Origin of the sequence: Pseudomonas mosselii (genome assembly GCF_019823065.1) — a bacterium.
GTDB lineage: Bacteria > Pseudomonadota > Gammaproteobacteria > Pseudomonadales > Pseudomonadaceae > Aquipseudomonas > Aquipseudomonas mosselii.
Window position 1 is genome coordinate 363,896 of record NZ_CP081966.1, and the last position, 13,406, is coordinate 377,301.

Here is a 13,406-nt window from a genome sequence, read left to right on the forward strand (position 1 = left end):
AGCTTAATGCCATCATCAGGAAAGTCTGGCAGTTCAGGGCTTCCTGAAACGATAGAACAGGTTGGGCTCACTGATGATGTACAGGTTGCCCCTGTCATCCATCGCCACACCTTCAGCCCGCGGAATGGTGTCACCCAGGCCGTTGAAGCCACCGAGCAAGGTCATGAAGCTGACCTGCTCGCCCTTCTCGTCCAGTTCGAGCAGCATGTTGGAGTCCGCCGACAGTGCCAGCAGGTGACCGGTGCGCGGGTCGATGCCCAGTGCCGACAGGTTGCGCAGGTCCAATTCGTCGCTGGGCAGCGGTTGCTTGTCGCCCTTGAGCGGGCCTTGGCCGTCAGTGCTCCAGATGAACAGTTTCGGTGGCCGCTCGGCGCCGATGATCAGCCGCTGCCGGATCTGGTCCCAGGCAATGGCTTCGAAGCCCTTGTTGCCATCCTCGGTATTGCCCAGGTCATAGGACGGATAGTCGGCGCGGTTCAGCGATGTCGTGGTGGCATCCACCTTGACCAGCGTCAGGTCATGGTTGCGCTCGTCGACAATGGCGACCTGGCCATTTTCGAGTACCGCCACGCCTTCCGGGTTCGACCAGCCCACCAGGGGAATCTTGCGCAATACATCACCGTCAAGGGTGAGCTCGACCAGGAATGGGTGCTTGCCCATGACCGAGAACAAGGTGCGAGAGTGCGGATTGAACGCGAGGTCCGATGCTTCGTCACGCTCCATGCCCGGCAACGGCTTGGCATCGATGTCGACCACGTAGTCCGGCAGCCAGATGCTTTCCTGGCGCTCGGCCTGGCTTTCGAAGCCTTCTTTTATCCACAGCAGGCCACGGTCATCCCAATGCATGGCCACCACCAGGCCATAGGCGATGATCGCCAGCGCAAGCAGCCACAGCGACCACCGGGTGATCAGTCGTCGCTTTGGCGGCAGGGATGCGCTGGGGGGATTGGTCATCGGACAGGGATCCTGGAAATAGGCGGCAGGGTGGTCGCCACGGTCGGCAAAGGAGCGGGAAACAGCGAATTATCCGGATCAATTGTGAAAAAAACGACAAATCCTACCGGCAAGGGCGGCGACGACGGCATTGCGCCGTCGTCGATCTTGGTCAGAGCACCCGGCCTTCGAACCGGCTCGCGCCCGGAAGTTCCAGCACCAGCTCATCGCCCACATTGAACGGCCCCACGCCCGCCGGGGTGCCGGTGAGGATGACATCGCCGGCCTGCAGGGAGAAATGCGCCGCCATATGCTGGATCATCGGCACGATCGGGTTGAGCATCAGCGCGCTGTTGCCGTCCTGGCGTACCTTGCCGTTAATGGTCAGACGAATGCCGATATCGGTCAGGTCCTCGAAGGTACCGGCCGACACGAACGGCGGCAGCACGCAGGCGCCATCGAAACACTTGGCCAGTTCCCAGGGCAGGCCCTTTTCCTTCAGCTTCGCCTGCACATCGCGCAGAGTGAGGTCCAGCGCCGGGGCAAAGCCGGAGATGGCGTCGAGCACCTCTTCCTCGGAGGGATGGGTGGACAGAGGCTTGCCCAGCAGCACGGCGATCTCCGCTTCGTAGTGCACCGAACCGCGCTCGGTCGGGATCTTGAAGCCGCCTTCCAGGGGCACCACGCAGCTGCCGGGTTTTATGAACAGCAGCGGCTCGCTGGGGATGGGGTTGTCCAGTTCCTTGGCATGCTCGGCGTAGTTGCGGCCGATGCACACCACCTTGCCCAGCGGGAAGTGGATGCGCGTGCCGTCTACGTACTGGTGCTGGTAACTCATGGCCGACTCCTGTGAATACTGCTTTTTATTCGGGAGCGAAGATCTTACCCGGATTCATGATGCCGTTCGGGTCGAACACGGCCTTGATCGCCTTCATGCAGGCAATTTCTTCCGGCGAGCGGCTGTAGCCCAGGTAGTCACGCTTGGTCATGCCCACGCCATGCTCGGCGGAGATCGAGCCGTTGTGGCGTTCGACGATCTCGAACACCCATTTGTTGACCTTGGCACAGGAAGCGAAGAAGTCGTCCTTGCTCATGTGGTCGGGCTTGAGGATGTTCAGGTGCAGGTTGCCGTCGCCGATGTGGCCGTACCAGACCACTTCGTAGTCCGGGTAGTGCTTGCCGACGATGGCGTCGATATCGCGCAGGAAAGCCGGCACCTTGGACACGGTGACCGAGATGTCGTTCTTGTACGGCGTCCAGTGCGAGATGGTCTCGGACAGGTACTCGCGCAGCTTCCACAGGTTCTTCAGCTGGGTCTCGCTCTGGCTCATCACCCCATCGAGCACCCAGCCCTGCTCCACGCAGTGCTCAAAGGTGGCCAGGGCCTCGTTGGCCACTTCCTCGGTGCTGGCTTCGAACTCCAACAGGGCGTAGAACGGGCAGTCGGTTTCGAACGGCGCGGGCACATCACCCCGGGCGAGGATCTTGGCCAGACCCTTGTCGGAAAAGAACTCGAAGGCCGTCAGGTCGAGCTTGCCCTGGAAGGCGTGCAGCACCGGCATGATCGCGTCGAAATCGGGCGTGCCCAGCACCATGGCGGTGAGGTTGCGCGGCGCGCGGTCCAGGCGCATGGTGGCCTCGACCACGAAGCCCAGGGTGCCTTCGGCGCCGATGAACAGCTGGCGCAAGTCGTAGCCGGTGGCGTTCTTGATCAGGTCCTTGTTCAGCTCGAGCAGCTCGCCCTTGCCGGTGACCACTTTCAACCCGGCCACCCAGTTGCGGGTCATGCCGTAGCGAATCACCTTGATCCCGCCAGCGTTGGTACCGATGTTGCCGCCGATCTGGCTGGAACCGCTCGAGGCGAAGTCCACTGGGTAATAGAGGCCTTGGTCCTCGGCAAACTGTTGCAACTGGCGGGTGACGACCCCTGGCTGGCAGGCTACGGTGCGGTCGAATTCATTGAAGGCCAGGATCTGGTTCATGTAATCGAAGGCCACCACCACCTCGCCATGGGCGGCCACGGCGGCGCCCGACAGGCCGGTACGCCCGCCCGATGGCACCAGGGCGACCTTGTGCCGGTTGGCCCAGCGCACGATGGCCTGTACCTGCTCGACAGACTTGGGGAAGACGATGGCGGTGGGAGCCGGCGGGTAGTGCTTGGTCCAGTCCTTGCCGTAGGCCTCGAGCGAGGCCGGGTCGGTGAGGACCTTGCCAGGGTCGACCAGGGTCATCAGCTCATCAATTACCGCAGACTGGGTCATCGCTGGAACTCTCGACTTATTCATAGTCACCCTGAGCACGCTTCACCTGTCGGCATAAGCTCAGATTGTGTCGCGTATGCTAGCATAGCCCTCCCGCTGTTCGTGCTAAGGCCGACGCCGCGCCGCTTCACCCCCTCTTCGCCATTTTTCTCCGGGATACAGGTTTACGCAGATGAGCAAGACTTCTCTCGACAAGAGCAAGATCCGGTTCCTTCTTCTTGAAGGTGTGCACCAGAACGCGGTCGATACCCTCAAGGCCGCCGGCTACACCAACATCGAATACCTCACTGGTTCGCTGCCGGAAGCCGAGCTGAAGGAAAAGATCGCCGATGCCCATTTCATCGGCATCCGCTCGCGCACCCAACTGACCGAAGAGATCTTCGACTGCGCGAAGAAACTGGTGGCGGTCGGTTGCTTCTGCATCGGCACCAACCAGGTCGACCTGGAAGCGGCTCGCGAGCGCGGTATCGCCGTGTTCAACGCCCCTTACTCGAACACCCGTTCGGTGGCCGAGCTGGTGCTGGCCGAAGCTATCCTGCTGCTGCGCGGCATCCCCGAGAAGAACGCTTCCTGCCACCGTGGCGGCTGGATCAAGAGCGCGGCCAACTCCTTCGAGATCCGTGGCAAGAAGCTGGGCATCGTCGGCTACGGCTCGATCGGCACCCAGCTGTCGGTCCTGGCCGAGAGCCTGGGCATGCAGGTGTACTTCTTCGACCCGCTGACCAAGCTGCCGCTGGGCAACGCGGTACAGGTCACCAGCCTGCACGAGCTGCTGGGCCTGGCCGACATCGTCTCGCTGCACGTGCCTGAGCTGCCGTCCACCCAGTGGATGATCGGCGAGAAGGAAATCCGCGCGATGAAGAAGGGCTCGATCCTGATCAACGCCGCCCGAGGTACCGTGGTCGAGCTGGACCACCTGGCCGCCGCGATCAAGGACAAGCACCTGATCGGCGCCGCCATCGACGTGTTCCCGGTCGAGCCGCGCTCCAACGACGAAGAGTTCGAAAGCCCGCTGCGCGGCCTGGACAACGTGATCCTGACCCCGCACATCGGTGGTTCCACCGCCGAGGCCCAGGCCAACATTGGCCTGGAAGTGGCCGAAAAACTGGTCAAGTACAGCGACAACGGTACGTCCGTATCGTCGGTCAACTTCCCGGAAGTGGCCCTGCCGGCCCACCCAGGCAAGCACCGCCTGCTGCACATCCACGAAAACATCCCGGGCGTGCTCAGCGAGATCAACAAGGTGTTCGCCGAGAACGGTATCAACATCTCCGGTCAGTTCCTGCAGACCAACGAGAAAGTGGGTTACGTGGTCATCGACGTCGACGCCGAGTACTCGGACTTGGCCCAGGAGAAACTGCAGCACGTGAAGGGCACCATCCGCTCGCGCGTACTGTTCTGAGTTTCACTGCGTCATGAAAGCGGGAGGCCCTGGTGGCCTCCCTTTTTTGTTTGGCTAACGGCTAAAACCCAGAAGGGCCACTACAAAAATCCACCAATACCACTATCACTCGTTTTTACCCCCTCGCCACACAACCGTCTCACAGCCTTCCTAGCATGGCCCCATCTCTTCGATGAGGCCTTGCCATGAACGACGCCACGCCAGGCGCACAGATGAAAGTGCGCGGTATCCACAAGCGCTTCGGCGCCTTCACCGCACTCAACGACGTCTCCCTCGACATCGCCGCCGGCGAGCTGGTGTGCCTGCTCGGCCCATCGGGCTGTGGCAAGACCACCTTGCTGCGCTGCATCGCCGGGCTCGAACGCCAGGACCGCGGGACGCTATACATTGGCGAGCGCGACATCTCCGAGCTGCCACCCCAGGCCCGTGACTACGGCATCCTGTTCCAGTCCTACGCCCTGTTCCCCAACCTCACCGTCGAGGCCAACATCGCCTACGGCTTGGCCGGCAGCGGCCGTGAGGCCTCGCGCCAGCGGGTCGGTGAAATGCTCGAGCTGGTCGGCCTTGCCGGCAGCGAGAAGAAATACCCCGGCCAGCTGTCCGGCGGCCAGCAGCAGCGCGTGGCCCTGGCCCGAGCGCTGGCGCCCTCGCCGTCGCTGCTGCTGCTCGACGAGCCGATGTCGGCGCTGGACGCCCGTGTGCGCGAGCACCTGTGCACCGAACTGCGCCAGCTGCAGCGTCAACTTGGCATCACCACGCTGATGGTCACCCACAACCAGGACGAGGCCATGCTGATGGCCGACCGCATCGCCGTGATGAACAACGGCCAGGTCGAGCAGTACGCCACGCCCCAGGAGATCTATGACCAGCCGGCCACGCCGTTCGTCGCCGAATTCGTCGGCCAAGGCAACTGGCTGCCGTTCCAGCGCAGCGGCGACAGCCATGCCCAGGTCGGCGGCCTGCACATGCGCCTGGCGGCCAACGCCGCTGGCGCCAGCAGTGGGCGGCTGTTCTGCCGGCCCGAGGCGATCACCGTCAACCCGGTGGTACACGAGGAAAACCTGTTCCCGGCCCAGGTCCGCGAGATCACTTTCCTCGGCAACCGCTGCCGCATGAGCTTCGAGTTCAAGGCCCTGCCGGGCCACGCATTGCTTGCGGAGCTGGCGCCGGAGGCGATGCCGCGCCTGGGCTCGCAGGACATCTGGGTGGCCCTGCCGCCGCAGAGCCTGCAGGTGTTCGCCTGAGATGGCCGCGCCGATGACCCTGCCGCTCACCTCCACCAAGGCCGCACCTCGCAGTGGTGTCGCTCTGGGGGACCGTCTGTTCGTGGTCGGTGGCAAGAGCCTGCTGCTGATCTTGCTGGTGCTGGCGGTGCTGATGCCGTTGCTGGCGATCTTCTGGCGCGGTTTCAGCGCTGAAGCCGGGCAGGGCGGCGGCCTGCCGGCGGCCCGTGAGCTGTTCGCCAGCGAGAACTTCCACTGGCTGCTCGGCAACAGCCTGGCGGTGGCCTTCACCGTCGCTGCCATTGTCGTGCCGCTGGCCTACCTGTTTGCCTATGCCCTGCAACGCACGCTGATTCCGGCCAAGGGCCTTTGGCGAGGCATCTCGCTGCTGCCGTTGCTGGCGCCGTCGATGCTGCCGGCCATCGCCCTGGTGTACCTGTTCGGCAACCAGGGCCTGCTGCGCGGGCTGCTCAGCGACAACATCTACGGCTTCTGGGGCATCGTCCTCGGCGAGACCATCTACACCTTCCCTCACGCCCTGATGATCCTGCTTTCGGCGCTGTCGCTGGCCGACGCGCGACTGTTCGACGCCGCCTCGAGCATGGGGGCTGGGCCGGCGCGGGCATTCTTCAGCATCACCTGGCCGGCCACGCGCCAGGCGGTGTTCGCCGCGTTCTGCCTGGTGTTCACCCTGACCATCACCGATTTCGGCGTGCCTGTCGTGGTAGGTGGGGATTACCAGGTGCTGGCCCTGGAAGCCTACAAGGCTGTGGTCGGCCAGCAGCAGTTCGGTCGTGGCGCGCTGATCGGCATGGTGCTGCTGGTGCCGGCGCTGCTCAGTTTCGCCGTCGATGCCTGGTTGCGTCGCCGCCAGGGCGACGCCATGAGCGGCCGTGCCCAGGTGTTCGAGCCCAAGCCATCGCGGCTGCGCGATGGCTGCTTCCTGGCCATCGTGCTGCTGGTGTGCGCGGCACTGCTGGCGGTGATCGGCATGGCGGTGTACTCGTCGCTGGTCACGTTCTGGCCGTACAACCTGTCGCTGTCGCTCAAGCACTACATGTTCGAGGACACCGCCGGTGGTGGTTGGCTGGCCTATCGCAACAGCGTGACCATGGCCATCGGCACCGCGCTGATCGGCAGCGTGGTGATCTTCACCGGCGCCTACTTGATGGAGAAGACCCAGGGGCAGCGCCTGCTCAACCAACTGCTGCGCCTGCTGAGCTTTATTCCCATGGCGGTGCCCGGCCTGGTGCTGGGCCTGGGCTACGTGTTCTTCTTCAACCTCAACGGCAACCCGCTGCATGTGTTCTACGGCAGCATGGCGCTGCTGGTGGTGTGCACCATCGCTCACTACCTGACCACCGCGCAGATGACCGCCACCACCGCACTGCGCCAGCTCGATGGCGAGTTCGAGGCCGCCGCGCTGTCGCTCAAGGCGCCGCTGTACAGGCATTTCATGCGGGTCACCGTGCCGATTTGCCTGCCGGCGCTGCTGGACATCATTCGCTACCTGTTCGTCTCGGCGATGACCACCGTGTCGGCGGCGATCTTCCTGTACAGCCCCGACACCATCCTCGCCGCCGTTGCCGTGCTGAACATGGACGACGCCGGCAACGTCGGCGGTGCCGCCGCCATGTCGACCCTGATCCTGCTCACCAGCGCTGCCGCATCCTTGCTGCTGGCCGGTGCCTCACGCGGCCTGCTGCGCCGCTCCCAGGCCTGGCGCCAGCGCGCCCCAGGCCATTGACCGACTGCCCACACTGATAGGAACCGCATCATGTTCAAGCCCCTCGCACTTGCCGCTGCCGTATCCGCTGTCTTCAGCCTGCAGGCCTCGGCCGCGACCCAGCTGACCGTCTACACCGCCCTCGAGGCCGAGCAGCTCAAGCGCTACAAGCAGGCTTTCGAAAAGGCCAACCCCGACATCGAGATCAAGTGGGTGCGCGACTCCACCGGCATCATCACCGCCAAGCTGCTGGCCGAGAAGGACCGTCCGCAGGCCGACGTGGTGTGGGGCCTGGCTGCTTCCAGCCTGGCCATCCTCGATCAGAACGGCATGCTCGAGGCCTATGCGCCGAAAGACCTGGGCAAGATCTCGGCCAACTATCGCGACGCCGCCAACCCGCCGGCCTGGGTGGGCATGGACGTGTGGGCCGCGACCCTCTGCTTCAACACCGTCGAGGCCGAGAAGCAGGGCCTGAGCAAGCCGGTGAGCTGGCAGGACCTGACCAAGCCTGAATACAAGGGCAAGATCGTCATGCCCAACCCGGCCTCGTCCGGCACCGGCTTCCTGGATGTGAGCGCCTGGCTGCAGACCTTCGGCGAACCGCAGGGCTGGGCCTACATGGATGCGCTGCACCAGAACATCGGCCAGTACGTTCATTCCGGCTCCAAGCCGTGCAAGCTGGCGGCCGCCGGTGAATTCCCGATCGGCATCTCCTTCGAGTACCCGGCCGTGCAGCTCAAGCGCCAGGGCGCGCCGCTGGATATCGTGCTGCCCAAGGAAGGCCTGGGCTGGGAGATCGAAGCCACCGCGGTGATCAAGGGCTCGCCGAAGGCCGATGCCGCCAGGCGCCTGGCCGACTTCTCCGCGAGCCCCGCGGCCATGGAGCTGTACAAGGAGAACTTCGCCGTGCTCGCCGCGCCGGGCATCGCCAAGCCGCAGACCGAGTTGCCGGCCGATTACGAGCAGCGCCTGATCAAGAACGACTTCGCCTGGGCCTCGAAGAACCGCGACCAGATCCTCAGTGAGTGGCGCAAGCGCTACGACGGCAAGTCCGAGAAGGTCGCCCAGCAGTAAAGCCTTCGCGCAGCGAGCCTGTTCCTGCAAGATCGTGGGAGCGGGCTTGCCCCGCTACGGCGTCACATCCGTCAGAACAGGAGCCCGCGTGATGGCAACATCCTCCCAGATTGTCAGCGACATCTTTGCCCTCTATGACCGTCATGGCAGCGCCGACTACATCGGCGAAGCCATCACCCAGGTCGAGCACATGTCCCAGGCCGCCCAGTTGGCGATGGAGGAGGGCTACGACGACGAAGTGATCCTCGCTGCCTTCTTTCACGACATCGGCCACCTGTGCGAGGGCGAGGACATGGGCGGCTATGGCATCGTCAGCCATGAGCGCATCGGCGCCGAGTACCTGCGCCGCTGCGGTTTCAGCGAGCGACTGGCGCGGCTGGTGCAGTATCACGTCGAGGCCAAGCGCTACCTGACCTTGCGCCAGCCCGGCTACTACGCTCGCCTGAGCGAGGCCAGCCGGCGCACGCTGGCCTACCAGGGTGGGGTGATGAACAACAGCGAAGCCGACGCGTTCGAGGCCGATCCTCTGTTCCGGGTGAGTCTGCGCCTGCGTGAGTGGGACGAGATGGCGAAGCTGACCGGTGTGCCCGTGATGGACCTGGAGGTGCTGAAGAGAAAGGCGCTGGCGGTACTTTGATCGATCCGTTTTCCCTTTCCGCAAGATCCCGCATCACTTCTCCAGATGCTCATGCTGTGCCTCTTACCATACTTCCCCTCCTGGCAGCCCACCCGTCGCGACGAGGAGACCTATCACCATGTTGTTCCCCATTGCGATTCTCCCCGGTGACGATAAACATGCCTGGGGTGTGGAAGTCCCTGACATTCCAGGCTGTTTCTCGTCCGGCGAGGACCTCGACAACGTCATTGCCATGGCCCGCGAGGCCATCGAAGGCCACATCGAACTGCTGGCCCAGGACCAGCAGGAGATTCCCAAGGCCAGCCTGGTCAGCGTGCACGCGGCGAATCCGGCCTATGCCGGCTGTACCTGGGCGCTGATCGACATCACCCGTTACCTGGGCAAGGCCGAGAAGCTCAACATCACGCTGCCGGCGTATTTGCTCACCCGCATCGACGCGTACGTGCAGAACCACCCGGAGCACAAGAGCCGTTCAGGCTTCCTGGCCGAAGCGGCGCTCAGGATCTTGCAGGGGGACTGCAAGTGATCGGGCGCTCGCGTCCAACGGTAGGCGCACGCTGACGCACAATTCGCCATCGTTTCAGTCCGATCGAGATCTGTAGTTTTAAGGGCCGGATCAACCTGCGTTTGATTGGCGATCCGGGTGGGGGTCGATTGGCCTGTCGAGGTGATCGTCCAGTTGGTTCCAATCCTCCCCGAACAACTCCACCGGATGCATGGTCCGGTCCGCGCCGTTGCCGCATGCCAGTGCCTTGGCCGGGCAGTACAGGTCGCAGCCCCAGCAGATCCGTTCGGGATGGCTGGGGTTGCTGGGAAATCGCTTGGCCATGTTTCCCTCCATGAAGTGAATGCCTGCGCTCAGGCTATGCCGCGCATGGCCAAGGGGCTTGATCGGGGTCAATGCCGCTAGCTGATCGGCCCGGGCGCCTGCACCTGTTTCATCAGGTCGTCGTTCCAGTGGCCCTCGACCTGCACATGCGCGGCGGCGCCGAGCATCACCGCTTCGATCAGGTTGTGGTTGAGGTAGGTGTACAGCCCGGGCTGGCGGAAGGTATACAACGCCGCGCCCGCCGCGCCGCCGGGAATGAACCAGGTTTCCAGGTTGCGCTGCGGCGGGTTGGCGAACTTGCCCGAGGCCCAGACATAGTCGCCGTGGCCGCCGATCAGGTGCGGGCGGGTATCGCGGTTGGCCTGGGAGTGAACGATCAGCACGGTCTCGCCGACCTTGGCGGTGAGCGCCTGCTTGCCGGTCAGGGCACCGACGCTGCCGTTGAACACCACATGGCTGGGCACCAGCCCTTTCATCAGCTGGCTCATGTCACCGAAGCTGGCCATGGGGTTGGCGTAGCGCTTGTACTTGCCGTCCTTGTCGCGGGGGATGTAGTAGTCCTGTTCGCCGATGTACCAGACTTTGTCGTAGCGCAATGGCCGGCCCTCGGGGTCCTTCAGACCATCGCGGGGCAGGACCATGATCGCGCCGTTCATGCCGCACACCACATGCCAGGGAATCATCGCCCCGCCCGGTGCGCAGTGGTATACGAACACCCCGGCACGGTCGGCCTTGAAGCGCAGCTTGACCTGCTCGCCGGGCTTCACGTGGGTCAGCTCGCCGCCGCCGAGGGCGCCGGTGGAGGCGTGGAAATCGATGTTGTGCATCATGCTGTTGCTGGCTGGGTTGACCAGGGTGAGTTCCACGTAGTCGCCCTCATGCACCACCATCAGCGGGCCGGGAACCGAGCCGTTGAACGTCATGGCGTGGATGTAGGCGCCGGCGGTGTCGATGGCCAGTTCTTTCTCTTCGATGACCATGCGGAACTCGACGATCCGCGGCTTGCCCTCGGCACGCTGGGTATGAGCGTGGACTTGCGGCGGCGCCACCAGCTCGACGCTGACACGTTCCAGTTTCGCCAGGTCAACCGCCGGGTCCTGGCCCGGTACGGCGGTCGCGGCCTTTGCCAGGCCACTGCCAAGCGCCGAGGCGCCGACGCCCAGTAACACGGTACCGGCCAGCATGCCACGCCGGGTGAGGGACACGCCTTCTTGCTCGTTCATGGGACTTCTCCTTAAGTCGACGAAAGCCGTCTGGCACAGGAATAGCCTTTTTGAACGTAAGGTTTATTGAGCGAAAACAAAAAGAGAAGGTGCTGGACGATCTGCCGCAGGGCGGGAAGTTCCACGTAGCCGTGGTATCCGACGGAAGAAGTGGCGATTCTCCTTGGCTTCCTGTAAAACCGCGCGAGCATTTCAAGGGCTTGAGTCGTTATCGGGAGCGTGATGAGCATAATCAACAGACAGAGAAATGACATTCAAGGGCTCAGGGCCTTTGCTGTGCTCGCGGTCATTATCTTTCATGTCAACCATGACTGGTTGCCTGGGGGATTCATCGGGGTAGACATATTTTTTGTTATTTCAGGCTACCTTATAACTGGCATCGTACTGGCGCAGAAGGAAAAAGGGACGTTCAGTTTCCTGTCGTTCTACAGTTCGCGCGTGCGACGGATAGCCCCGGCTTACTTTTTCTTGTTGGCCGGGACCGCGATGGTCATGGCGGCGTTGCTCACGCCCAGAGATTTTGACTCCTTCCATGACTCGCTGAAGTCGGCAGCCTATTTCAACAGCAATAATTACTTCAGTCGCCAGAGTGATTATTTTGCCCCGTTGGCTCATGAGTTGCCGCTGCTTCATACCTGGTCTCTCGCCATAGAAATGCAGTTCTATCTTTTCTTGCCTGCATTGATTCTGCTGATACCGAAGCGCTATATAAAAGCTGTACTTGTTCTCCTCGTACTAGGGTTGTTCGGGTACTCGGCGTTCCTCCTGCAGCAGGGTGAACGGCAAGGTGTATACTTCTCTTTGTTGGCGCGTTTTCCGGAGTTCTTGATCGGTAGCCTGCTGGCTACCTGGAGGGAGGCTGACAATTCCCGCAATAATGCCAACATAAGAGCTGGTGTTGGCCTTGCGTTGCTATTGCTGGGCTTGGTTTTCATCTCTGAGGCCTCGCCTTTCCCCGGGTTGCTTGCGTTGTTGCCATGCGTGGGCACTGCGCTGCTGATCAGAGCACGGGGTAGTGTGGTCAACCGCTGGTTGTCAGGCAAAGCGATGGTCTTCATCGGCGGCTTGTCCTATTCGCTGTACCTTTGGCATTGGCCTGTATTGGCAGGGTTCCGCTACTTCTATGAGCGCTACGAGTTACCTTTGCTGGCACTGATGGCCTCCGCCATGCTGATTGTCGTTCTTTCGCTGATTTCTTATTACTTCGTGGAACAACCGTTACGTCGAGCTTCAGGCCGGCGGGGTGCTGTTAAATTGGCCTCCTGTTTCATTGTTGTCGTGGCGTGCGCCCTGAGCGCTAAAGCGATGAATCCGATGATGGTCGCGCCATTACCCGTTGAGCTCACGCGCTACGCACAACTTGAAACCATTTGCCATGGTCAGATTGTGGGCGAATGCCTACGTGGTGATCCGCAAGGTTCAACTGAGATTCTCTTGTTGGGTGACAGTCATGCCGCGCAATTGAACAACTTCGCCGATGTGGTAGGGAAGTCGATTCATGCGCGAATCAGAGTCATCACCGCAAGCAGCTGTGTGCCGATAGCCGGATTCAACGAAGAGCGGATTTCAGAGTGGGCGAGAAAACCGTGCGCCAATCAGATCCAGCAAGTCCAGAAATACCTGACCTCGGCCGATGCGGTAATTCTTGCGGGGATGTGGCAATACCATGTCTCAAGCGAGAAATTCATCAGTGCGCTTGAGCAATTCCTCGGAAACGCTGCGCTGCGCGAACAGCCGCTGATCGTGCTGGCACAAGTCCCAATGCTGACATCGAACGTACAGCGCATGTATCGCTTCAACGCACTGGGCGCTTCAAGGGCCGCGCTTCTGGAGAAAACCTGGGCTCCCGCCAACGCGAAGATCCAAGCGCTGGTGTCCAACCACCCGAACCAGGTTTTCTTTGAGTCGACCAAGCTCGCCTTGTTTGCCAGCCCGCCCTTCGCCAACGGTCAATTGATCTATCAGGACGACCACCATTTGAACGAGGTTGGTTCCAATGCCTATGGCGTGGCTGCGGCGGATTTGTTGGGCAAGGAACTGAACCATCTCCAGCAGGTGGTTCAGGAGCAGAAACTCGCACGAGCACAGCAGTAAACCA

General features: G+C 62.3%; 13 protein-coding genes. 8 read left to right on the forward strand and 5 right to left on the reverse strand.

Going from position 1 to position 13,406, the window contains the following annotated elements:
- Positions 1-33: 33 nt before the first annotated feature.
- The 3 genes from K5H97_RS01680 to K5H97_RS01690 all read right to left on the reverse strand — a co-directional run bounded on the left by K5H97_RS01680 (position 34) and on the right by K5H97_RS01690 (position 3,194).
- Positions 34-954, reverse strand: a complete 921-nt coding sequence (locus tag K5H97_RS01680; RefSeq protein WP_028688493.1) for an SdiA-regulated domain-containing protein — start codon at positions 952-954, stop codon at positions 34-36.
- A gap of 151 nt (positions 955-1,105) precedes the next feature.
- Positions 1,106-1,771 carry a fumarylacetoacetate hydrolase family protein gene (locus tag K5H97_RS01685; RefSeq protein WP_028688492.1) on the reverse strand — a complete coding sequence of 222 codons (666 nt, stop codon included), beginning with the start codon at positions 1,769-1,771 and terminating at the stop codon, positions 1,106-1,108.
- Between the two features lie 25 nt (positions 1,772-1,796).
- On the reverse strand, positions 1,797-3,194 hold the full coding sequence (locus K5H97_RS01690; protein ID WP_028688491.1) for an FAD-binding oxidoreductase: 1,398 nt from the start codon (positions 3,192-3,194) through the stop codon (positions 1,797-1,799).
- Positions 3,195-3,366: 172 nt separating this feature from the next.
- Between K5H97_RS01690 and serA the strand changes: the two genes are divergently transcribed.
- From serA to K5H97_RS01720, 6 genes are all read left to right on the forward strand, one after another.
- The gene (gene serA / locus K5H97_RS01695) at positions 3,367-4,596 is read left to right on the forward strand and encodes a phosphoglycerate dehydrogenase (protein WP_028688490.1); all 1,230 of its coding nucleotides are present in this window, start codon (positions 3,367-3,369) and stop codon (positions 4,594-4,596) included.
- 185 nt (positions 4,597-4,781) lie between these two features.
- On the forward strand, positions 4,782-5,840 hold the full coding sequence (locus tag K5H97_RS01700; protein WP_028688489.1) for a putative 2-aminoethylphosphonate ABC transporter ATP-binding protein: 1,059 nt from the start codon (positions 4,782-4,784) through the stop codon (positions 5,838-5,840).
- A gap of 1 nt (position 5,841) precedes the next feature.
- Entirely contained in the window at positions 5,842-7,566 is a 1,725-nt protein-coding gene (locus tag K5H97_RS01705; RefSeq protein ID WP_028688488.1) for a putative 2-aminoethylphosphonate ABC transporter permease subunit, read from the forward strand.
- 30 nt (positions 7,567-7,596) lie between these two features.
- Complete coding sequence (locus K5H97_RS01710) at positions 7,597-8,619, forward strand: putative 2-aminoethylphosphonate ABC transporter substrate-binding protein (RefSeq protein ID WP_028688487.1); 1,023 nt, start codon at positions 7,597-7,599, stop codon at positions 8,617-8,619.
- Positions 8,620-8,710: 91 nt separating this feature from the next.
- Positions 8,711-9,256, forward strand: a complete 546-nt coding sequence (locus K5H97_RS01715; protein WP_028688486.1) for a phosphonate degradation HD-domain oxygenase — start codon at positions 8,711-8,713, stop codon at positions 9,254-9,256.
- Between the two features lie 118 nt (positions 9,257-9,374).
- Complete coding sequence (locus tag K5H97_RS01720) at positions 9,375-9,782, forward strand: type II toxin-antitoxin system HicB family antitoxin (protein ID WP_028688485.1); 408 nt, start codon at positions 9,375-9,377, stop codon at positions 9,780-9,782.
- A gap of 90 nt (positions 9,783-9,872) precedes the next feature.
- Here K5H97_RS01720 and K5H97_RS01725 read toward each other — a convergent pair whose 3' ends face one another.
- Both K5H97_RS01725 and nirK read right to left on the reverse strand, forming a co-directional pair.
- Positions 9,873-10,085 carry a DUF3079 domain-containing protein gene (locus K5H97_RS01725; protein WP_028688484.1) on the reverse strand — a complete coding sequence of 71 codons (213 nt, stop codon included), beginning with the start codon at positions 10,083-10,085 and terminating at the stop codon, positions 9,873-9,875.
- A 77-nt stretch (positions 10,086-10,162) separates the two neighbouring features.
- Complete coding sequence (gene nirK / locus K5H97_RS01730; RefSeq protein ID WP_028688483.1) at positions 10,163-11,308, reverse strand: copper-containing nitrite reductase; 1,146 nt, start codon at positions 11,306-11,308, stop codon at positions 10,163-10,165.
- A gap of 50 nt (positions 11,309-11,358) precedes the next feature.
- Between nirK and K5H97_RS01735 the strand changes: the two genes are divergently transcribed.
- Together K5H97_RS01735 and K5H97_RS01740 are read left to right on the forward strand one after the other, a co-directional pair.
- Entirely contained in the window at positions 11,359-11,559 is a 201-nt protein-coding gene (locus K5H97_RS01735) for a hypothetical protein (RefSeq protein WP_155952651.1), read from the forward strand.
- Positions 11,531-13,402, forward strand: a complete 1,872-nt coding sequence (locus tag K5H97_RS01740) for an acyltransferase family protein (protein ID WP_051555598.1) — start codon at positions 11,531-11,533, stop codon at positions 13,400-13,402. The genes K5H97_RS01735 and K5H97_RS01740 overlap by 29 nt, the downstream gene beginning before the upstream one ends.
- The last annotated feature ends 4 nt before the right edge of the window (positions 13,403-13,406 follow it).